Source organism: Methanoculleus sp. 10, assembly GCF_913757945.1.
In the GTDB taxonomy this organism is placed as follows: Archaea; Halobacteriota; Methanomicrobia; order Methanomicrobiales; family Methanoculleaceae; genus Methanoculleus.
The window spans coordinates 50,471-71,643 of the sequence record NZ_CAJYDP010000007.1 but is presented as its reverse complement, the minus strand read 5'-3'; the positions used below and the strand labels follow the sequence as shown (position 1 = coordinate 71,643).

At 62.2% G+C, this 21,173-nt stretch carries 21 protein-coding genes; 15 read left to right on the top strand and 6 right to left on the bottom strand.

Going from position 1 to position 21,173, the window contains the following annotated elements; genetic code table 11:
- Positions 1-22: 22 nt before the first annotated feature.
- The 6 genes from QZ408_RS09455 to fhcD all read right to left on the bottom strand — a co-directional run bounded on the left by QZ408_RS09455 (position 23) and on the right by fhcD (position 5,358).
- Positions 23-256, bottom strand: coding sequence for a hypothetical protein (locus QZ408_RS09455; protein WP_292491165.1), 234 nt, complete (start codon positions 254-256; stop codon positions 23-25).
- 367 nt (positions 257-623) lie between these two features.
- Positions 624-1,004 carry a hypothetical protein gene (locus QZ408_RS09450; protein ID WP_292491164.1) on the bottom strand — a complete coding sequence of 127 codons (381 nt, stop codon included), beginning with the start codon at positions 1,002-1,004 and terminating at the stop codon, positions 624-626.
- A 99-nt stretch (positions 1,005-1,103) separates the two neighbouring features.
- Positions 1,104-2,075, bottom strand: a complete 972-nt coding sequence (locus tag QZ408_RS09445) for a radical SAM protein (protein WP_292491163.1) — start codon at positions 2,073-2,075, stop codon at positions 1,104-1,106.
- Positions 2,057-2,950 (bottom strand): methanogenesis marker protein 11, encoded by an 894-nt coding sequence (mmp11, locus tag QZ408_RS09440; RefSeq protein ID WP_292491162.1) that lies wholly within the window; start codon positions 2,948-2,950, stop codon positions 2,057-2,059. The genes QZ408_RS09445 and mmp11 overlap by 19 nt, the downstream gene beginning before the upstream one ends.
- Positions 2,934-3,890, bottom strand: coding sequence for a tRNA(Ile2) 2-agmatinylcytidine synthetase (locus QZ408_RS09435; RefSeq protein ID WP_292491161.1), 957 nt, complete (start codon positions 3,888-3,890; stop codon positions 2,934-2,936). The genes mmp11 and QZ408_RS09435 overlap by 17 nt, the downstream gene beginning before the upstream one ends.
- A 559-nt stretch (positions 3,891-4,449) precedes the next feature.
- The gene (gene fhcD / locus QZ408_RS09430; protein ID WP_292491160.1) at positions 4,450-5,358 is read right to left on the bottom strand and encodes a formylmethanofuran--tetrahydromethanopterin N-formyltransferase; all 909 of its coding nucleotides are present in this window, start codon (positions 5,356-5,358) and stop codon (positions 4,450-4,452) included.
- Between the two features lie 779 nt (positions 5,359-6,137).
- Between fhcD and QZ408_RS09425 the strand changes: the two genes are divergently transcribed.
- The 15 genes from QZ408_RS09425 to mcrA all read left to right on the top strand — a co-directional run bounded on the left by QZ408_RS09425 (position 6,138) and on the right by mcrA (position 21,107).
- On the top strand, positions 6,138-6,410 hold the full coding sequence (locus QZ408_RS09425; RefSeq protein ID WP_292491159.1) for a 4Fe-4S binding protein: 273 nt from the start codon (positions 6,138-6,140) through the stop codon (positions 6,408-6,410).
- Between the two features lie 15 nt (positions 6,411-6,425).
- Entirely contained in the window at positions 6,426-7,595 is a 1,170-nt protein-coding gene (locus QZ408_RS09420) for a 4Fe-4S binding protein (RefSeq protein WP_292491158.1), read from the top strand.
- 10 nt (positions 7,596-7,605) lie between these two features.
- On the top strand, positions 7,606-8,187 hold the full coding sequence (gene hdrC, locus QZ408_RS09415) for a CoB--CoM heterodisulfide reductase subunit C (RefSeq protein WP_292491157.1): 582 nt from the start codon (positions 7,606-7,608) through the stop codon (positions 8,185-8,187).
- 4 nt (positions 8,188-8,191) lie between these two features.
- The gene (gene hdrB / locus QZ408_RS09410) at positions 8,192-9,094 is read left to right on the top strand and encodes a CoB--CoM heterodisulfide reductase subunit B (RefSeq protein ID WP_292491156.1); all 903 of its coding nucleotides are present in this window, start codon (positions 8,192-8,194) and stop codon (positions 9,092-9,094) included.
- An 11-nt stretch (positions 9,095-9,105) separates the two neighbouring features.
- Entirely contained in the window at positions 9,106-11,127 is a 2,022-nt protein-coding gene (locus QZ408_RS09405; RefSeq protein ID WP_292491155.1) for a CoB--CoM heterodisulfide reductase iron-sulfur subunit A family protein, read from the top strand.
- Entirely contained in the window at positions 11,128-11,553 is a 426-nt protein-coding gene (locus QZ408_RS09400) for a hydrogenase iron-sulfur subunit (RefSeq protein WP_292491154.1), read from the top strand.
- Between the two features lie 26 nt (positions 11,554-11,579).
- Positions 11,580-11,981 (top strand): molybdopterin dinucleotide binding domain-containing protein, encoded by a 402-nt coding sequence (locus QZ408_RS09395; protein WP_292491153.1) that lies wholly within the window; start codon positions 11,580-11,582, stop codon positions 11,979-11,981.
- Positions 11,978-13,291, top strand: a complete 1,314-nt coding sequence (locus QZ408_RS09390; RefSeq protein ID WP_292491152.1) for a formylmethanofuran dehydrogenase subunit B — start codon at positions 11,978-11,980, stop codon at positions 13,289-13,291. Before QZ408_RS09395 ends, QZ408_RS09390 begins: the two co-directional genes overlap by 4 nt.
- A gap of 3 nt (positions 13,292-13,294) precedes the next feature.
- A complete protein-coding gene (locus QZ408_RS09385) occupies positions 13,295-15,004 on the top strand; it encodes a formylmethanofuran dehydrogenase subunit A (RefSeq protein WP_292491151.1) in 1,710 nt (569 codons plus the stop codon).
- Between the two features lie 13 nt (positions 15,005-15,017).
- Positions 15,018-15,824, top strand: a complete 807-nt coding sequence (locus QZ408_RS09380) for a formylmethanofuran dehydrogenase subunit C (RefSeq protein WP_292491149.1) — start codon at positions 15,018-15,020, stop codon at positions 15,822-15,824.
- 371 nt (positions 15,825-16,195) lie between these two features.
- Positions 16,196-17,500, top strand: coding sequence for a coenzyme-B sulfoethylthiotransferase subunit beta (gene mcrB / locus QZ408_RS09375; protein ID WP_292491147.1), 1,305 nt, complete (start codon positions 16,196-16,198; stop codon positions 17,498-17,500).
- A 17-nt stretch (positions 17,501-17,517) separates the two neighbouring features.
- Positions 17,518-17,994: a methyl-coenzyme M reductase operon protein D gene (gene mcrD / locus QZ408_RS09370; RefSeq protein WP_292491145.1), complete on the top strand. Its 477-nt coding sequence runs from the start codon at positions 17,518-17,520 to the stop codon at positions 17,992-17,994.
- 1 nt (position 17,995) lies between these two features.
- A complete protein-coding gene (gene mcrC / locus QZ408_RS09365) occupies positions 17,996-18,619 on the top strand; it encodes a methyl-coenzyme M reductase I operon protein C (protein WP_292491144.1) in 624 nt (207 codons plus the stop codon).
- A gap of 14 nt (positions 18,620-18,633) precedes the next feature.
- The gene (gene mcrG / locus QZ408_RS09360; protein WP_292491274.1) at positions 18,634-19,395 is read left to right on the top strand and encodes a coenzyme-B sulfoethylthiotransferase subunit gamma; all 762 of its coding nucleotides are present in this window, start codon (positions 18,634-18,636) and stop codon (positions 19,393-19,395) included.
- Between the two features lie 5 nt (positions 19,396-19,400).
- Positions 19,401-21,107 (top strand): coenzyme-B sulfoethylthiotransferase subunit alpha, encoded by a 1,707-nt coding sequence (mcrA, locus tag QZ408_RS09355; RefSeq protein ID WP_292491143.1) that lies wholly within the window; start codon positions 19,401-19,403, stop codon positions 21,105-21,107.
- The last annotated feature ends 66 nt before the right edge of the window (positions 21,108-21,173 follow it).

Sequence of the window (21,173 nt, the reverse complement as noted above, 5' to 3'; positions counted from 1 at the left end):
TCAGGGACAGGGTGACCGCCGGTCATCCCCATCCGGTTGTTCGCAGCACGATGCAGAGGAGCAGGAGCCCTCGTTCGTAGACGTCGATGAGGGCGTTTAGCCCTGAGTGCAGAAGCGCGTAGTCGCCGGTGAGCGCGACGCCGGTGCCGGTCGCCGCCACGGCAACCGACGACCCGAGGCCGTATGTCGCGACCCCCACCCGGTAGGGCGGGTTCATCGCGAGGACCGCGCACCCGGCATCGCAGGCGGCCCGCATCCCGCGCCCGGACAGGATGGCAAGGGCGGGGTGGCACGGGCAGTCCCGGCAGAACGTCCGGCAGTAGCCCCGTGAAGCGAACCGCTCCGGCTCCCCGGCAGGGTCGGGAGGCGCGAGCAGCCGGTGCTCCCGGAGGAAGGGCGGCCGACCTCAAGGGTCAGGGCGAGCGCGTCCGGGTCCGCCGGCGGCGGTAGACGGTGACCGCCCGAGACGTTCCTCCCGCGGGGCCGGTGCCGACGGTGCCGCCGGAGAAGCGGTTGAGGGCGAGGACCGCGACCAGGCAAACATGGCCGCCGTCCGGCGGTCGGCCGCCTGCGCCCGCCCGGCCATCGTGAGCCCGGGGTCCGCGAGGCTCCCTTCCCGGTCGTTACGGGAGAGAGGGTTCCGGGACGTCTGCGTCCAGGAGGCCGGGCGTGACCCTGACGATGGCCACGCGGGAGAAGGTCTCCGAGGCCTCGAACGCCGCCTCGACTGCCGGGGCGAGCGTCTCACCGTCGGGTTCGAGAACCGGCACCCGGGCGACCTCGCCGTAGTAGCGGGAGTCCTGCACGACGTCTGATCCGGCTGCGCGCACGTCGTCGCCGACGACGATCGCGACGCCGGCCCGGAGGCCCTGGGCTGTTGCGTGCACGAGCGGGTCCGCACAGGCGTTGAGGCCGACGTGCTTGACGATCACGGCGGTCCTCCGCCCGGCGAGCGAGTCGCCGAGGGCGTACTCGAGCGCCACCTTCTCGTTTGTGGTGATCACGGCCCCACTCGCCCGGCGAGCCCCGAGACCGGGTAGCCGGGGACGGTGTAGCACCGGTCGGCGGACCGGAGGATGGCGAGAGCGAGCGCCTCCATGCCTTCATGCATCCCTCCCGGGCACGAGGTCGCACCCTGTGCATGCCGGACACATCGTCAGCGCCTGGCGGGGGTCGAGCCCTGCCTGCCTGAGGATTCGTTCATGGGCGGCACAGAGCCGGAGCAGCCGATCGGCGGAGGGCCGGGGCCGACCGGCGAGAGACGCCGCCGGGGTGAGCGGGCGGAGGACCGGGATGACCCCGGCCGCAGCGAGATCGGCCATGACCTGCTCCAGGTCTTCGTCGGTCTCCCCGAGGCCGACGATGATGTTCGAAAAGACCCTTCCGCGCCCGAAGAGCGCCACGGAGGATGAGAGCGCCTCATGGATCGCCGTCCACGAAAGACCGGGGCACATCTCGCAAAAGAGCGCCTCGGTCGCCGTCTCGAGGTTGAACTTCACCTCGACGACGCCAAGGGCATGGAGCCGGACCGGAGTCTCCGGGCCCGGGTAGATCGAGACACCGATGGGAAGACCGAACGGCGCGAGCGCCGCGACGACGTCGAGGACGTACGCCTCCTCCTCCTCGATCGAGGAGGCGACGCCGCTCGTGATCGCAATGGCGTCGATCCGGTCGGCCACGCTCCGGACCAGTTCCACGATCTCGGCAATCTCTTTCCTCCGCCCGGGGAGGCCCGGCACCGGGCAGTAACGGCAATGGAAGATGCACGTCCCGCTGACGGTGATGTAGGCCTGGCGGGGGCAGTGGAGCGCGGCGGGCTCGAGCCTGCCGCGGACCAGATCACCGTCGACGAAGAGGTCCGCCTCGCCCCCTCCCCGGTGAATGATCTCGATGGAACCCGCTTCATCGATACCGACCCGGACCCGCCGGCCTTTGCCGACGGAGAAGAAGAGCGAACCGGACGTCCCCGCCGAGGGGCCGGCGGCGGAGCGGGAGACGTAGCGGTCCGCGGGCTCGCCGGAGAGGCGGACAGAGCCCGCCTCGAGCAACCGGGCTTTCAGCCGACTCCATTCCATAACGCCAGTGCCTCCTCGTACCGCGTGGCGAACGGGATCGCCGCCACCGCCCCGATCGCGCCCCGGCCGTCCATGAGGACGGAGAGCCTTCTATCGGTTATGGCGGCAAGGTCTTCTGGCGAGACTTCGCCCCGCTTCACCCTTCCGCCGAACTCCTCGAGCGGGGAGGGGTCGAACCCCCGCCAGACCGCCATCCCGGTCTCCTCTGAGAGGGTATACTCCTCGAGGAGATCGCGGTAGTGCCGGGCGAGCCCGTCCGGGTCCGATGTGGCGAACTCACAGGCGATGGCGACACAGTTCTTGGTCCGGTAGGGGACCGGGAAGAGCTGGACGATGGTGTGGGAGAGGTAGCGGGAATGGTCGTCCTCGACGGCCCGCGCGATGTTGTGCGCGAGCGTCCAGGTGGCGCCTTCCTCCGGGGTATCGGTGTCGTCGATCCCGACGATCACACGCTCGCGGCGGGGGAGCCAGATCGTCGAGCCCGCGAGCCGCCCGCCGCCGGCGGGATCGCTTTCGTAGCGGGTGACGCCCGGCGCCGATGCGCGGCAGATGGATGCCCCCACGCCGCCGCCGCCAAGACCCCGGTAGGTGATGGCGATCTCGTCGCCCCGAACGGCAACGGCGGCGATCCCCGCCGGGAAGACCGAACCTTCGAGCGCGAGGTCGACGCTGCCGGTCGAGAGGAGGTAACGGTTGGTCGCGCCCACGGTGCGGACGGAGCGGACGAGCGGACTCTGCGCGTAGTGGCGCTTCACCCACATCGCGCCGCCGGTGCAGTCGAAGAACTCGATGAGTTCCACGTGCCCGGCGCTCTCGTCAGCCACCGCCACGATCTGCGGATACCGTATCGTGTAGGGATCAGAGAGTCTCTCCATAGAGTCCTGCCGCTTCGACGCCCTTGTTCCCCCAGAGAACGGCGCCAAGTGCTCCTATCCGCCCCTTCCGCCTGTTTGAGTCGATGAACCGAACACCCATCCGGGCGGCCTCCGCCTCCGCCTCATCGAGCGTCAGGAGTTCGGTCTTGACCCTCTTCATGTAGGGGGACTCCTCTGCAAACGCAATCCCCCGGTACACGGCGATGCCGGTGTCGTTGCTGACCGCCTCCGACTCGATGAAGTCGCGGACGTACTCGAGGAGGGCGTCCACCCTCCCCGGCCGGACGGCGAAGTTCAGGGCGGAGCCGACGCAGTTGGTGGTCTTCTTCGGGACAGCGGGGTTCAGCTGCACGAGGCGCATGTCCAGGTACTCAACCCCGCCAAGGGTGCAGGCCTCGGCGCACTTGAGTGCAAGCACCCACGTGGCACCCTCCTCGCGCGTATCGGTGTCGTCGATCCCGATCGTCACCTTCTCGTAGAGCGGTGATACGATCCGGACCCGGCAGACCCGGGCGCCGCCGATCCTGAGGTCTTCCTCGGTGGGGTACTCGGCCCGGATCACCCCCGGCGCCTGGGTCAGGCAGGCGGCGACCCCGACACCTGCTCCTGCGATCCCGGACCAGATCGTCACCACTTCGTCCCCGTCGACCTCGACCCCTTCGAGCGCCTGCCCGCCGATCTCAAGGCCGGCCGCCCCGAACTTTGCCGGCGATACCCCCAGCCGGGCAAGCATCGTCATCGTCGTGCCCTCGACATGGCAGGACTGGATTGCCCCGCCCGCACGCACGCGGTTCGCCGCATCCCACTCGATCGTCCCCCGGGCCCGGCAATGCTCGCGGATCTCCGCGAGACCGGCTTTCTGGTCGACCATGGCGAGGTATTTCATCGAGAACAACGGCCCGAACCGGGCCCTGACGTCATCGGGTGTGAGTGTAATCATGATGTCACCGAAATTTTCGTTAACAAGATTATCGTTGACATCGATATTTAAGGGGATCGGTCGGGGCGAGAGGGGCGGCGGATACCGGGCTCCGATGGGGTGGCGAGAGAGAAAGGCAGGCGTTATACGCGCCTGAGGGTCTCCGGAGGCGCGGGTGGTTGAGGGGGTGTCATTATTCCTGGGACATCGCTTACCCCGATGCACGGATTTCGTGGGGATATCGCCGCACTGCCCCCGCCCAAGGGGCGGGGGAGAGGCCGAAGGCCGGGTGGGGTTTTAGGTCAGCCTTTACAGGTGGAGACAGGGGAGGGGGGATGCTCCCCCCTCCCCGCGAGCCGCCTCCCCCAGGGGCGATATCCGATGGAAAGCCGTAGATTGGGTTTGCAAAACAACATGCGAAGGAGTGGACTTTGGCTCAGGGATGCTCATGCGACTGAAGTTTGGTTGAAATATTCCAGGGCATTTGAACGCTCTCGCCCGCTCGATCCCCAATCCTCGCAGCGCTGAAAACAGGATCAACTCAAACAGCGGCTCCAAAAACCGCAACGAAAAAAGAGGTTTAAAGGTAGTCCGCAAGGACGTCCTTCAGGTCGAACCTGAACGGCCCGAGGCTGCCGCCGAAGTTCCCGGCGCTGATGAACTTCACGCCCGGCACCTTGGTTGCCGCCCGGATACCCTCAGCCATCGCGGTCTTGATCGAGTCTTCATCGACGCCGTCGATGACGATCTCGTAGATCGCTTTGACGCCCTCGGGCACCTTGCTGCCCTCGACCTTATCCTTCAGCGTTGGGCAGTAGGCCTCGTTCGTGCTTGCGCCCATGAACTTGTATTTCTTGCTCCCGACCTTCGACCCGCTCGCGACGATGCCGCCGGGGAAGGGCGTGATGACACCGCAGACGCCGCTGATGGCGTCGACTGCCGCCTCCGCGGCAACGAGAGCGGCCATCTGGTTCTCGCCCATGATAAAGAAGTTGCCGCCCGCGACACCCTTGACGGCGCCGAACTCCTCCTCACCGATATACTCGCCCTCCATGATCGGGATGGCCCAGACCGTCCTGCCGCCGACCTCGCGCTTCTGCTCGTAGCCGTCGCCAAAGAAGTGGAGCTTGACCGGGAGCTTCTCCTGGACCTCGGCGACGACGTCGGCAAGGCCGTCGAAGACCGCCGTCGTCGGTGCGGTGAGGACGCACTCGGCGAGCCGCTCCACTACCTGCTCTTTGAGCTTCTTCTTGCTCGCACAGATCATGATCGCATAGCCGGGCCGCCCGTCGGGGGTCTCGTCGGCGGGGACAAAGCAGTCGATGCCTGCCTCTGCCGGACATCCTATGGTGGAGGTGGCAAAGCCGACAGCCTCCACTGCTGCCTTGTATGCCCATTCCTCAGTGACGGCGGTGATGATGGGCCGCGCCACCCAGGTCGGGAACGCCTCTGCATAGGTATCGTCGATAGTAACGCCATTCAGTTCCATGGACAGAATACACCTCGTTTGCTACAATGTCACGATGCGGACAGAATAAGGTTTCTTTTTCTCCCGACGGCGGTACGCCGCGCTGCCGGAAAGCAGGGGGCCAGACTGCGCGGCCCCCCCGGCGGCCCCGCCGACCCACCGATAGTCACCACCACGGCAGAGTAAACCCGCGGGGAACCGGCGGCCGGGTTGCAGGACACCGGGATCTCCCCCGGTTGCGCTATCGGGGCGTGGAACATCCGTGTATCCCGGACCTCGGCAGGGGGGGCCGGGTTAACTGATCCCGACCCCATAATCCCCGCCGGGCAGGCCTGCCCGGGATGCGGCAAAGGACCGCGGGCGCAGGTTCGTGGTGGACACATCCAGATGAGCGCACGTCTCCGGCGCAAAGGGAGGAGAGTCAATGGATGCATGAACGGTTGCCGTCTAAACCGCGCAACAGGCGGGAGACCCCTCCCGGCAGGAGGACAGGAACTATCGCCGATTCCCGGGGAGATCCGGCCGGTTCTTAACGGTGCCGGCCCGGATTGGCCACCGATTTTCACCAGTTTGCTCGATTTAAAATTTAAGGTTTTCGCTTTGACCTTCTGCCCCGAAGCGCGTTTGACGGCGATATCCGGGGCATCGGGTTAACATAACAACTGTTTTAATTTATAAAACTTGATGGATAATCATAGTTCTGGAATATAAGACTGCCGAATTTCAGAAAGTTTATGTATATTCTTTGACAATTCTTTTTATATCGATTTTTAATCGATCAGATCTGGTGCGTGATAACCATGGCATTTGCATTGCACATCAATATGGAACGATGTACAGGCTGCAACAACTGCGTGGTGGCATGTCCGGTCGACGCTCTCGAGCTCCATACCGAAGATCCGGTAACCAAGGAGAAGATCTACAAAGTCAAGGACGGCAAAGCCGTCATTCTTGACTTTAACTCCGAGCTCTGCGCCGGTTGCGGCGTATGCGTTCAGGCGTGCCCCTATGAAGTCATCAAGCTTGCAGGACCGTGGGAGAGCCGGGCAAGGGCCCGAAAAGTGGAAGCCTAGGAGTGATACTAGAATATGGCACTGTTTCCAAAGTATTCCAAGACGCGGGAAGGACAGAACGTCGTCATGGAGCAGAGGCTCCTCAAAGCAGTCAACGACCTGATCCTGAACGCAGAGACCTGCACAGGCTGCGGCATCTGTGTCGACGCCTGCCCCGAGGAGGCAATCGTGCTCGGACCTGTTGGTGCGGCACGCCGCGGGGCAGTTGACGAAGCAGCACCTGTCGATGTCAACCCCGAGAAGTGTTCGTACTGTGGCGTCTGCGTCATCATGTGCCCCTTCAATGCGATGACACTCAAGATCGACGGAGAGGAACGGCTCCCGATCCTCGAGAAAGAAGGATTCCCCACATACGACATGGTCACCGTAATCGACGAAGAGAAGTGCGACCGGTGTACCATCTGCGAGGAAGTCTGCCCGAGAGACGCCATCAACCGCGACGTCGCCGCATTCGAGGGTGGCGACGAGGCCGGCAAACCGCGCCAATCCGCACTGCAGACGAAGACCACGTTCACCGTCGACACCGAGAAGTGCAACGTCTGCGGCATCTGCGGCGAACTCTGCCCGAGCATCACCGTCGTCCGCAACTCCGCAAACCCCGAGACCGGCAAGATCGAAGGGGACGTCAAGTGGGAGGAGAGCACCTGCGACGGATGTAAGATCTGCGTAGAGGCCTGCCCCCAGGAGTGCATCACCCTCGAGCGCGAGGTCGTGAGCGACAGGCTGCCCGGCAAGGTCGACATCCAGCAGGACGACTGCTGCACCTGCACGTGGTGCGTCCAGACCTGCCCCACCGAGGCAATCACCGTCGAGAAGATCTTCGAGGGAGACATCGAGATCAACCCCGAGAAGTGTCCCGGCGGTTGTTCGACCTGTGTTGAGGTCTGCCCCTGCAACGCGCTCTACCTGCCCACCCCCCTCCCGGCAAAGGAGATGAAGGGTCAGATCGAGCCGAACATCGCCATCAACAAGGACTTCTGTATCCTCTGCGGCGCCTGCGTCAACGCCTGCCCGAGTGAGGATGCGATCATCCTGCGGCGGACGGGTATCCGGATGCAGGATAAGGAAACGGACCTCTTCAAGAGGATCAAGGAGAAGCTGCTCACCCCGAGGACGTCGAAGGTCAAGGAGACCGCCCCCGGAGAGGTCGAGGTCAAAGTTCTGGGAGCAGCAGAAGAGGCGTGAGGGATAGCCAATGGCAGTGAAGAAAGACTATAAGGACCAGAAACTCGCTGAGAAACTCCGGGACAGGAAATACTACATTCCTGACAGCAACCCCGAGTTCATCAAGGATGTGGAGAAGATCGGGCAGACGGCCGCCCACATGTGTTACCAGTGCGGCACCTGCACCGGCTCGTGCCCCTCGGCACCCCGGAGTTCGTACCGTATCCGGCTGTTCATGCGCAAGGCAGTCCTCGGCCTCGAGGAGGAGATCCTCACCGACCCGGACCTCTGGCTCTGCACCACCTGCTACAGCTGCACCGACCGGTGCCCCCGGGATCTCGCGCCGACCGACGCGATCATGGCGATGAGGAACCTTGCGTTCAAGCGGGACATCGTACCGCGCAACTTCCTCCAGACCGTCCAGCTGATCTACAAGACGGGCCACGGCGTCCCGAACAACGACGCGAACCGCGCCGCGAGGAAGAGGCTCGGACTCGAAGCCGAACCCGAGACGACGCACAAGTACCCCGAGTACCTGCCCGGTATCAGGAAGATCCTCGACCACTACAAGCTCAAAGAGAACGCGGACAGAATCCTCGCGGAGGGAGAGTGAAACCATGAGCAAGAACAATCACCAGTACGCATTCTTCCTCGGATGCATCGCCCCGAACCGGTACCCGGGAATCGAGGCGGCGGCCATCCAGACCAGCAAGAACGTCGGCATCGACCTCCTGCCCCTGAAGGGCGCAAGCTGCTGCCCGGCACCGGGTGCGTTCGGCTCGATCGACTTAAACGTCTGGTACGCGATGGCGGCCCGGAACGTCGTGCTCGCCGAGCAGATGAAGATGGACATCGCCCTGATCTGCAACGGGTGCTACAAGTCCATCTGGGAGGTCAACCACAAGTTGAAGCACAACGATGAACTCCGCGACGGAGTCAACGAGGTGCTCAAAGAGATCGATATGGAGTTCAAGGGGACCGTCGACGTCTGGCACCTCGCCGAGCTCTACTACGACCCCGAGATCGTGGGTGTCAGGAAGCTCGCCGACAGCGTCAAGCGTCCCCTGACCGGCGCGAAAGTCGCCGTCCACTACGGCTGCCACCTGATGAAGCCCAGCAAAGAGCGGCACTTCGGGGATACCGAGAACCCGATGTGGATGGAAGAACTTGTCGCCGCGCTCGGCGCCGAACCGGTCCAGTACCGCAACAAGATGCAGTGCTGCGGTGCCGGCGGCGGTGTCCGCGGATACGATCTCGCGCACGCGCTCGATATCACGAACGAGAAGCTGATCAACATGCAGGAAGTCGGCGTCGATGCAGTCACCGAAGTCTGTCCGTTCTGCCAGCTCCAGTTCGACCGCGGCCAGCTCGAGATCAAAGAGAAGTTCGGTGCCGAATACGGCATCCCCGTCCTGCACTACAACGAACTCCTGGGACTGGCACAGGGCATGAGCCCGGACGATCTCGCGCTCGACCTCCATGCCATCAGTGTTGAGCCGTTCCTGAAGAAGATCCTGTGAGGTGCAAATACATGGCAGAAGTCAAGAAATACGAAGAGCCAAGAATTGGCGTTTTTGTGTGCCACTGTGGTACCAACATCGCGGGCTCCATCGACGTCAAGGCAGTAATGGAGTACGCGAGAACGCTCCCGAACGTCATCGTCGCTGATGACTACCAGTACATGTGCTCGACCCCCGGCCAGAACAAGATCGCTGAGGCCATCAACGAGCAGAAACTGACCGGGATCGTCGTCGCGGCATGTTCTCCCCGTCTGCACGAGCCCACGTTCCGTAACGCGACCAAGGCGGGCGGCTTAAACCCCTTCCGGTTCGAGATGGCAAACATCCGCGAGCAGAACTCGTGGGTGCACATGCACCAGCCCGAAGAGGCCACCGCGAAGGCGAAGGACGCAGTCAGGATCGCCGTAGCAAAGGCATCCCTCCTCGAAGACCTCATACCGAAGAGCGTTCCCGTAGAGAAGGCGGCGATGGTCGTCGGCGGCGGTGTCGGCGGCATGCAGGCAGCGCTCGACCTTGCGAGTGCAGGGATCAAGACCTACCTCGTCGAGAAGACCCCCTCCATCGGCGGCAGGATGTCCCAGCTCGACAAGACCTTCCCGACGCTGGACTGCTCGCAGTGTATCCTTACCCCGAAGATGGTGGATGTCTACCGGCACGAAGGCATCGAGCTCCTCACCTACACCGAGGTCGAGGCGGTCGAGGGCTACATCGGCAACTTCGACGTGACCCTCCGGAAGAAGGCGCGCGGCGTCATCACCCCTGATGAGGCCACAGCCCTCGGCATCGTCGGCGGCGGCTGTACCGGGTGCGGCGACTGTGTCGAGGTCTGTCCGGTCATCAAGCCGAACCCGTTCGAGCTCGGCATGGCGCCGAGAAAGGCGATCTATATCTACCACCCGCAGGTCTCCCCGCTGATCTACACCGTCGACTTTGATGCCTGCGTCAAGTGCGGCCTCTGTGTCGAGGCATGCGGCGACAAGAAGGCGGTCGACCTCGAGGCGAAGGACGAGTTCATGACCGTCAAGGTCGGTACCGTCGTCCTCGCCACGGGATACGACATCTTCCCGATCGAGAAGAAGTTCGAGTGGGGTTACAAGAACTACGACAACGTCATCACGAGCCTCGAGTTCGAGCGGCTGATCTGCGCGTCCGGACCGACCGGCGGCCACCTCATCCGCCCAAGCGACGGCGAGACCCCGAAGAAGATCGCATTCGTCCTCTGTGCAGGATCCCGTGACTCGACCGGCGTCGGCAAGCCGTACTGCTCGCGGTTCTGCTGCATGTACTCGCTCAAGCACGCCCACCAGATCATCGAAAAGATCCCCGGCGCGATCCCCTACATCTTCTACATGGACATCCGGTCCTTCGGCAAGATGTACGAGGAGTTCTACTACCGCATCCAGAACGAGGGTGCAAAGTTCATCCGCGGCAGGGTCGCAAACATCACCGAAGACCCGGTTACGAAGAACCTCCACGTCAACGCGGAGGACACGCTGCTCGGACGACCGATCGACATGGAGGTCGATATGGTCGTGCTCGCAGCCGCTATCCAGCCCACCGCCGAGACCGAGAAGACGCGGAGACTCTTCGGTGTCTCCTGCTCGCAGGACGGCTGGCTCCTTGAGGCCCACCCGAAGTTGAACCCGTGCGGCACCACCACGGCCGGTGTCTACCTCGCCGGCGTCTGCCAGGGACCGAAGGATATCCCCGACACGGTCGCTCAGGCAGAGGGTGCAGCGTCCGCGGCGTCCATCCCGATTCACCGGGGAGAAGTGGAGCTCGAGCCCTACTTCGCCGTGTGCCTTGAGGAGAAGTGCGCCGGATGCGGGCTGTGCGTCAACCAGTGCCCCTACAGTGCCCTCTCGCTCGTCGAGAAGGAAGGCCGCACGGTCATGCAGGTCACCGAGGCCAAGTGCAAGGGCTGCGGCACCTGCGGCGGGTTCTGCCCCGGCGGTGCCATCTGGATGCAACACTTCGCAACCCCGCAGATCATCGCACAGATCGATGCATTCCTCCTTGGAGGTGAACAGTAAATGGCAGACGAGAACTGGAAACCAAAGATCATCGCCATCATCTGCAACTGGTGTTCCTACGCCGGTGCAGACCTCGCCGGCGGTGCCCGTATCCAGTATCCCCCCGACATCCGTGCCGTCCGCGTAATGTGCACGGGCCGGATCGATCCGCTCTTCATCCTGAAGGCATTCCAGGACGGGGCGGACGGGGTGCTGGTCTCCGGGTGTCACTTCGGCGACTGCCACTACCTTGAGGGCAACTTTAAGGCTGCAAAGAGGATGTTCCTCTTGAAGAGTGTCCTCAAGAACATCGGCCTTGACGACAAGCGTCTCAGGATGACCTTCGTCTCCGCATCTGAGGGTGCAAAGTGGGGGACGGTCATGGAAGACGTCGTCAAGACCATCAACGAGCTCGGCCCAAGCCCGCTCAAAGAGTTTGCCAGATAATACAATAAGACAGGGGATGAATAACAATGGCAATCAGAGTAAATTTGATCACGGGTCGCACCATCCAGCAGGGGGTGTCGATGGAGGCGGGGAAGGAAAAACCCGCCTACACCGCCGCCTGCGGGATTATCGAGCTCGATCCGGCGGACTTTAAGAAGCTCGGGGCTTTCCGCAACACGAACGTACGTGTCACCAGCCAGTACGGCAGCGTCGTTGTCAAGGCGGTCGAGGCAACCCAGGGCCCCCATCCCGGTGTAGCGTATATACCGATGGGCCCATGGGCAAACATGGTGGTCAACCCGAACACCTACTCGACCGGGATGCCAACGTTTAAGGGTACGCCCGTCACGGTGGAAGTCGCCAAGAACGAACCTGTCCTCGGCTCACTTGAACTGGTGCGCAAAGGATGCAGGGGTGAACTAGCATGACAAAGACAGTAACCGACGTGGTCTGCCCATTCTGCGGGACACTCTGCGACGACCTTGAGGTCGTCGTCAGTGATGACGGAAAGAAGCTCTTTGAAGTCTACAACGCGTGTGCCATCGGCGCCGAGAAGTTTCTTCACTCGCAGGCAGCGGACCGTATCACCCGCCCACGCATGCGGCAGGACGACGGTTCCTGGAAGGAGATCTCCTACGACGAGGCAGTCGAGTACACGGCGAGGATGCTTGCCGACGCAAAGAAGCCCCTGATGTACGGCTGGAGTTCCACAAACTGTGAGGCCCAGTCTGTCGGGTCCGAGATCGGCGAGCTTGTCGGGGCGGTCATGGACAACACGGCGACTGTCTGCCACGGAACATCCCTTATCGCAGTCCAGGATATCGGCATCCCGACCTGCACGCTCGGTGAGGTCAAGAACCGTGCCGACCGGATCCTCTTCTGGGGATGCAACCCGGCTCACGCTCACCCGCGACACATGTCCCGCTACTCGATCTTCCCCCGGGGCTTCTTCACCGGCAAGGGCCACACGGGCCGGAAGATGATCGTCGTCGATCCCCGGGTCACCGATACCGCCCGGATCGCGGACGTCCACCTCCAGATCGAGCAGGGGCGCGACTACGAACTCCTCGACGCGCTCCGCGTGGCGTTCAAGGGCGAGCAGCTCCCCGACGTCGTCGCCGGCATCCCCAAGGAGAAGATCTACGGGGCCGCCGAGATGCTCAAGAGCGGCCGTTTCGCGATCATCTTCTTCGGTATGGGTGTGACCCAGTCGATTGGAAAGAACCACAACATCGATGCAGCCATCGCGGTCACCCGTGACTTAAACGAGTACACGAAAGCCGCCATTATGCCGATGCGCGGGCACTACAACGTCACCGGCTCCGGCCAGGTCTGGGGCTGGCAGTTCGGGTTCCCCTTCGCGGTGGACCTCTCCCGTGGCTTTGCCCGCTACAATCCCGGCGAGACGACATCAAACGACCTGCTCCGCAGGGGCGAGGTGGACGCCGTCTTCGTCCTCGGAAGCGACCCTGGTGCACACTTCCCCTTCAGCTCGGTGAAGAAGATCTACGATCTGCCTTCGGTCGCCGTCGAGCCGCACGAGACCCCGACCACCGAGGTCTGCAATGTCCACGTCCCGGTCGCCTTCGTGGGCGTCGAGGTGGGCGGGTGCGCCTACCGGATGGACAACGTGCCGATTGAGACCAGAAAGGTCGTCGATGCCCCGGAGGGCATGCTGACCGATGAAGAGTTCCTCGACCGCGTCCTTGCGCGCGTCCGGGAGATCAAGGGGGTATAAGCGATGGCAGAATATCTCATCAAGAATGGGTTCGTCTTCGACCCGGTTCTCGGGATCAAAGGCGATGCAACCGATGTCGCCATCAAGGACGGGAAGATCGTCGAGACCACGGCTGTCAAGAGCCCGAAGATCATCGACGCTACGGGTAAGACCGTCCTCGCCGGCGGTGTCGATATCCACGCCCACGTTGCCGGCCCGAAGGTGAACATCGGCCGGAACTTCCGCCCGGAAGATAAACTCTTCACCTACAAGCCCGGACGCGGCATCGAGCGGATGCAGGGTGGGTTCTCGGTGCCGACGGTGATCCGAACCGGCTACAACTACGCCCGCATGGGCTACACCACCGTGATGGAAGCGGCCATGCCGCCGTTGTATGCCCGGCATACCCATGAGGAGATGCGGGACACGCCGATCCTCGACCAGGGTGCCTACCCGGTCTTCGGCAACAACTGGTTCGTGCTCGAGTACCTGAAGAACCACGAGATCGAGAACACCGTCGCCTACATCGCCTGGCTGCTTCGCGCCACGAAGGGCTACGCGGTCAAGGTCGTCAACCCCGGCGGCACCGAAGCCTGGGGCTGGGGCCTGAACTGTGAGAACGTTCACGACCCGGTCCCCTACTTCGACATCACCCCGGCGCAGATCGTGAAAGGCCTCATCGAGGCGAACGAGTACCTCGGTCTCCCGCACTCGATGCACGTGCACGCGAACAACCTCGGGAACCCCGGCAACTATACGACGACTCTCGATACGTTCAAGCTCTCGGAGGGCATCAAACCGAACAGCAAGTTCGGCCGCGACCAGGTGATGCACCACACCCACGTCCAGTTCCACTCCTACGGCGGCGACTCCTGGGCAAACGTGGAGTCCAAGGCGAAGGAGATCATGGACTACGTGAACTCTCACGACAACATCACCATCGACATGGGTCAGGTGACGCTCGATGAGACCACGACCATGACCGCCGACGGGCCGTTCGAGCACCATCTCACCGAACTGAACCACTTAAAGTGGGCAAACGCCGACGTGGAACTCGAGACCGGATCCGGTGTCGTGCCCTATATCTACAGCCCGAGCATCAAGGTCTGCGCCATCCAGTGGTGCATCGGTCTTGAACTCGCGCTGCTTGCAAAGGATCCCATGCGGGTCTTCATGACCACCGACCACCCGAACGCCGGACCGTTCATCCGCTACCCGCGGATCATGAAGTGGCTGATGAGCAGGGAGGCGCGCGAGCAGCAGTTCGACGCCTTCAAGCACAAGGACAAAGTCATCGATGCGACCAACCTTGCCGGCATCGACCGCGAACTCGACCTCTACGAGATCGCGCAGATGACCCGCGCAGGACCGGCAAAGGCGCTCGGCCTCGCGCACATGTACGGCGGACTCGCGCCCGGCCTCGACGCGGATGTGGCCGTCTTTGACTTCAACCCGAACGAGCCCTACGCGCCCGACGATATCGAGAAGGCGTTCGGCAACGCCCGCCACCTCTTCAAGACCGGTGTTCAGGTCATCAGCGACCACGAGGTCGTCTCGAACGGCAACAAGCGGACGCTCTGGGTGAACGCCAGGGTGAATGAGAACCCGCAGGTGATGCGTGACGTCAAGGAGAAGTTCCTCCGCTACTACACCGTCACCCTGAACAACTACGAGGTTACGGGGCACCACTACCTCCCGAACCCGTACGTGATTGAGGTTGACGCCACAGAGTGAGGTGCAGAGAAGGATGGAAACCGTTACACTCACCATAAAGAACCAGCCCGGGCTGTACCTCGAGGCTGACAGTATCACCCCCGATGCGTTCGCCGGGAAGAAGGCGGAGGAGATCGCCGCCCTCCCGGTCTACGTGGGAAGAGAAGAGCACCGGCTCGGAGACTTCTTTGAGGTCTCCGGCAAGGCCGGGGCGACCCCGGAAGAGACGAAGATCATCGTCAACGGGGATCTCTCGCGGGTCAAATACATCGGCATGAAGATGACCGCAGGCGAAGTCGTTGTGAACGGCAACGCCGACATGTACGTCGGTGCATGGATGCAGGGCGGCAGGATCACGGTGAACGGAAACGTTGACGCCTTTGCCGGGACCGGGATGAAGGGCGGCGAGCTCCTCATCAAGGGCAACGCCGGCAACTACCTCGGCGCTGCATACCGTGGGGACTGGCGCGGCATGACCGGCGGGAAGATCGTTGTCTCGGGCAATGCCGGGAGCGATCTCGGCACCTTCATGAACGGCGGCGAGATCATCGTCGGTGGAGACGTCGACGTCCACGTTGCCACGCATGCTGAGGGCGGCAAGATCGTCATCAAGGGCAATGCAAAGAGCCGTCTCGGCGGCCAGATGGTAGAAGGCGAGATCTACGTCTTTGGCACCATCGATGTCATGATGCCCGGGTTTGCATACCGCAAAGACGTCGATATCGAGGTGGACGGCACCAAGGGACGATTTGCTCTCTACGAGGGCGATCTCGGCGAGCGTCACCGGAAGAGAAAAGGCCAGGCAATCTATGGTAAGCTGTACCAGCGGGTCGAGGCCTGATCTCCCCCTTTTTCGCCGCGCGTATGGAGCGGTGCCGATCTTTTGAGATTGGGTGCGACCCTCAGATAAACTGTAACACAGAGTGTCACGAAGTAACACTATTTTAATTACTTCACATCACTCCCAGGCGGTGTGAAATATTCGGTATCTGATGCGATTGACCGATATTCAGTAAATATCTAATATTGCACACCGGATATATATCTAACCATAGGCGTAAATAGCAACGCTTATATCGTCAGAGAAGGTTATTATCTTTTTGTCCCACGAGGACGTGCAGTAGTTATCATCAGACACAGTCAGTGATACTTTTAGCGTTCAGTTCACAGTTCCAGATTGTATGCACTCAAAGAGGGTAATGGAGGAAAATTATGGCAAAATACAAGGAAACTATTGACCTGTACGATGATGCAGGCAAGCAGTTGAAGAGCGGTGTGCCGCTTGAGAAGATCAGCCCGCTGGTCAACCCGGCAACCAGGAAGCTTATCGACCTCACCAAGAGGACGGTTGCTGTCAACCTGAACGGTATCCAGGAGTCCCTGAAGACCGGAAAGGTAGCGAAGGGCTATGTCCTCGGCCGCGAGATGAACCTCGACATCATCGGCAACAAGGACGCAGTCATCGCCAAGATCAAGGAGATGGTTCAGGTCGAGGAGGGTGACGACACCAAGATCCGCGAGTTCAACGGCGGCAAACTCATCCTCGTTGAGGTGCCGAGCGTCCGCCTGGCGGCCGCATCCACCTACGATGCCACGATCACGTCGGTCGCAGCCGCGACCACCTACTCGCTTGTCGAGCAGTTCAACATCGGAGCGTTCGACGCAGCGATGGTCAAGGCAGCAGTCTGGGGTTCCTACCCGCACACGATGGACCTCGGCGGCGCGAACGTCGCTTCCGTCCTGTCGATCCCCCAGAACAACGAAGGTCTTGGCTACGCGCTCCGGAACATCCCGGTCAACCACGTCGTCATGATGACCGGCAAGAACGCAATGGAAGGCGCCGCACTCTCGTCCACCTTCGAGCAGGCAGGAATGTTTGAGATGGGGAACGCCATCGGACCGTTCGAGCGCGCCCATCTGCTCACCTATGCTTACCAGGGCCTGAACGCGAACAACCTGGTCTACGACCTCGTCAAGAAGAACGGAGCAACCGGAACCATCGGCACGGTCGTCCAGAGCCTGGTTGAGCGCGCCATCGAGGACAAGGTCATCGCTCCGGGCAAGAAGGGCGGGTACTTCCAGTTCTACGACACGAAGGACCCCATGCTCTGGAACGCCTACGCCGCCGCCGGAACCATGGCAGCCACCATGGTCAACTGCGGTGCCGGCCGGTTCGCCCAGGCGGTCTCCTCGACGCTCCTGTACTTCAACGACCTGCTTGAGCACGAGACCGGTCTCCCCGGCTGTGACTACGGCCGTGTCATGGGTACTGCCGTCGGGTTCTCGTTCTTCAGCCACTCGATCTACGGCGGTGGCGGCCCCGGTATCTTCAACGGCAACCACGTCGTGACCAGGCACGCCGCAGGCGTCGCTATCCCGTGCGTGGTCGCCGCGGCGGCGCTCGATGCCGGAACCCAGATGTTCTCGCCCGAGAGCACCTCGAAGATCTATGCCGAGACCTACGGCAAGGTCGACGTCTTCAACAAGCCGCTCCAGCAGATCGCACAGGGTGTGTAAATAACACAAGGATACTGATGACCGAAGCCATATACCCTCAGGTTCGAATCGTTTCTGCGCGATTCCTCAGGCCCGACACAGCGGAACAACTCCTGAACAGGCTCGTTCAGGTCGGCGGGATTCGCCGGATGTCCATCAACGGACCGAGTATTCCCGCCACCGTTCCATACGGCCCGGCACGGGGGCAACCTAACCCCCACCCGGACCGTAAGATCATCCGTGTCGGAAACCAGGACGTCCAGCTCCGGGTACAGGTTGGAATAATCATCCTGGAGCTTGAGGACGAGTCGTACATCCCGGCTATCGGAGAGGCGGTCGACAACGTCTTTGCCGATAAGGGTTTCTCCTGCACCGTCCAGCAGGGGCGGTACATGAAGACCCGACCGACGCTGTCCGACTACGCAAAGTACGGACCTGACGCCGACAGAGAGATCCTCGGGCTTGTCGATCCGCGGAGGAAAGACGGCCCCGTTATCATTCAGGGAACCAAGTAAGATGCCTATCGGAAGAGTAACCCAGGTTGTCGACTGCCGCGAGAGCATGGGGATGGGAAAAGGAGGCGGTCTTGCCCAGCGCGGGACCATCTCCGAAGCGAGATCCCCGGATGTGATCGTGATCGGGATGTCCCCGGGCCGCAGACACGTCACAAAACCGGTCTGCGACATCACCTCCGGTCTCCGGAGGGAAGGGGCACAGTTCTCCGTAACCACGCTCGTCCTCAATGCAGGAAGCGGGGTTCCGGCAGATTCCCCCGTCGCGGGTCACGTCCTCGGAGCGTATTTCGGGTTGACCGAGAAGGAGATAGCCCAGATCGAGCAGCACAAGGTCGCCATCCTGCACCATGGGAATGTCCGCTCCCACGTGGTGCAGAAGGTCCGGTTTATCCTTGAGCATGCAGACATCAGGGCAATCGTCGTCTCCCAGGTCCCGATCGACTTCGAAGACCTCGCAAAAGAGGGGGTCAGGACAGCAGTGGTTATGCCGCCGCCCGACCGGGTGAAGACGAAAGGCATGGTGATGGATATCGTCAGCGGTGTGACACGGGGTCAGACGCCAGGCAGGGAAAAACTGGCAGAGGTCATTCGTGCCGTTATGAAAGTGCTAAAAAACCCAACATGAAGGTGAAAGGAAACATGGCATACAAGCCCCAATACGGACCGGGTACATCCAAGGTCGCCGAGAACCGGCGCAAGCAGATGAACCCCAACCAGAAGCTTGAAAAGATGCGTGATGTGACTGACGAGGACATCGTGCTGATCCTCGGCCACAGGGCGCCGGGAGCCGCCTATCCAACGGCCCACCCGCCGCTCGCCGAGCAGCAGGAGCCCGACTGCCCCATCAGGAAGATCGTAACCCCGACAGAGGGCGCCAAGGCCGGCGACCGTGTCCGCTACATCCAGTTCGCGGACTCGATGTTCTTCGCCCCCTCGCAGCCCTACCAGCGGACCTACACCGAGTGCTACCGCTTCCGCGGCATCGACCCCGGTACGCTCTCCGGCCGCCAGATCGTCGAGTGCCGCGAGCGTGACCTCGAGAAGTACGCAAAGGAACTCATCAACACCGAGCTCCTCGACCCGGCCCGGACCGGCATCCGCGGTGCGACCGTGCACGGCCACTCGCTCCGTCTTGCCGAGAACGGTATGATGTTCGACATGCTCCAGAGGAGTGTCCTTGGCGAGGACGGCATCGTCCGCTACGTCAAGAACCAGATCGGCGAGCCCCTCGACCGTGCCGTCGCCGTCGGCAAGCCGCTCGACGAGAAGTGGCTCAAGGCCCACACGACGATCTTCCACTCGCTCGGCGGCACCCCGTACCGCGACGACAAGGAGTACGTCGAGTACGTCCAGCGTATCCACACGCTGCGGACGAAATACGGATTCCTTCCAAGGGAGTGATCACAATGGCAAAGATTGAAAGATCCCAGAAGATGTTCCTGAAAGCACTCAAGGAGAAGTTCCAGGGACAGGATGTCCAGTCCGATACGGCAGAGTACTACAAGTTCAACGGTATTCACCAGTCTCCCCGCAAGATGGAGTTCGTGAAGGCCAGCAAGGCCATCGAGATGGGACGCGGCATCTCCATGTACGACCCCGAGCGCTGCCACCTTGGCGGTATCCCGCTGGGCCAGCGCCAGCTGATGACCTATGAAGTCTCCGGCACCGGCGTCTTCGTCGAGGGCGACGACCTCCACTTCGTCAACAACGCTGCGATGCAGCAGTTCTGGGACGACATCCGGAGGACGGTCATCGTCAACATGGACCTTGCCCACCAGACCCTGCAGAAGCGTCTCGGAAAGGAAGTCACCCCTGAGACGATCAACGAGTACCTCCATATCTTAAACCACGCCATGCCCGGCGCGGCCGTCGTCCAGGAGCACATGGTCGAGACGCACCCCGGCCTCGTCGACGACTGTTACGTCAAGGTCTTCACCGGCGACCAGGAACTTGCCGATGACCTCGAGCCCCAGTTCGTCCTCGACGTCGAGAAGCTCTTCCCCGCCAAGCAGGCCCAGGCCCTCTCTGCAGCCGTAGGGAAGTCTCTCTGGCAGGCGATCCACATCCCGACCACGGTCTCACGGACCTGCGACGGTGGAACGACCTCCCGGTGGTCTGCAATGCAGATCGGCATGTCCTTCATCGCCGCCTACCGCATGTGCGCCGGTGAAGCGGCCGTTGCCGACCTCTCTTACGCCGCGAAACACGCGGGCGTCATCCAGATGGCCTCCCACCTGCCCGCCCGGCGTGCCCGTGGCCCGAACGAGCCCGGCGGCCTCGCGTTCGGCCTCTTCTCGGATATCGTCCAGGCGAACCGGAAGTACCCGAACGACCCCTCCAGGGCCTCCCTTGAGGTCGTCGGCGCCGGAACCATGCTCTATGACCAGATCTGGCTCGGCTCCTACATGTCCGGCGGTGTCGGGTTCACCCAGTACGCGACCGCGGCCTACACCGACAACATCCTTGACGAGTTCACCTACTACGGTATGGACTACATCAAGGACAAGTACAAGGTCGACTGGAAGAACCCGAGCCCGAACGATAAGGTCAAGCCGACCTACGACATCGTCAACGACATGGCGACCGAGGTCTCGCTCAACGCCATGGAGCAGTACGAGCAGTTCCCGACCATGATGGAGGACCACTTCGGCGGGTCCCAGCGTGCCGGTGTCATCGCCGCCGCATCCGGTCTCACGACCTCCATTGCGACCGGCAACTCGAACGCCGGCCTGAACGCCTGGTATCTCTCGATGCTCCTGCACAAGGACGGCTGGTCGCGTCTCGGCTTCTTCGGCTACGACCTCCAGGACCAGTGCGGGTCCGCGAACTCGCTCTCCATCCGTGGGGACGAGGGCGCGATCGGCGAGGTCCGCGGCCCGAACTACCCGAACTACGCGATGAACGTCGGCCACCAGGGCGAGTACGCCGCGATCGTCGGCGGCGCTCACTACGGGCGCGGCGACGCGTGGTGCTTCGACCCGCGTGTGAAGATCTGCTTCGCCGACCCGGCCCTGAAGTTCGACTTCGCCGAGCCCCGCCGCGAGTTCGCGAAGGGTGCCATCCGCGAGTTTATGCCCGCCGGCGAGCGTTCGCTCATCATTCCGGCCCGGTAACCCCAATTCAACTTTTTTTTCCTTAGTGTAACCTCATATGACTAAAAAGACTATTCCGGGCGATTT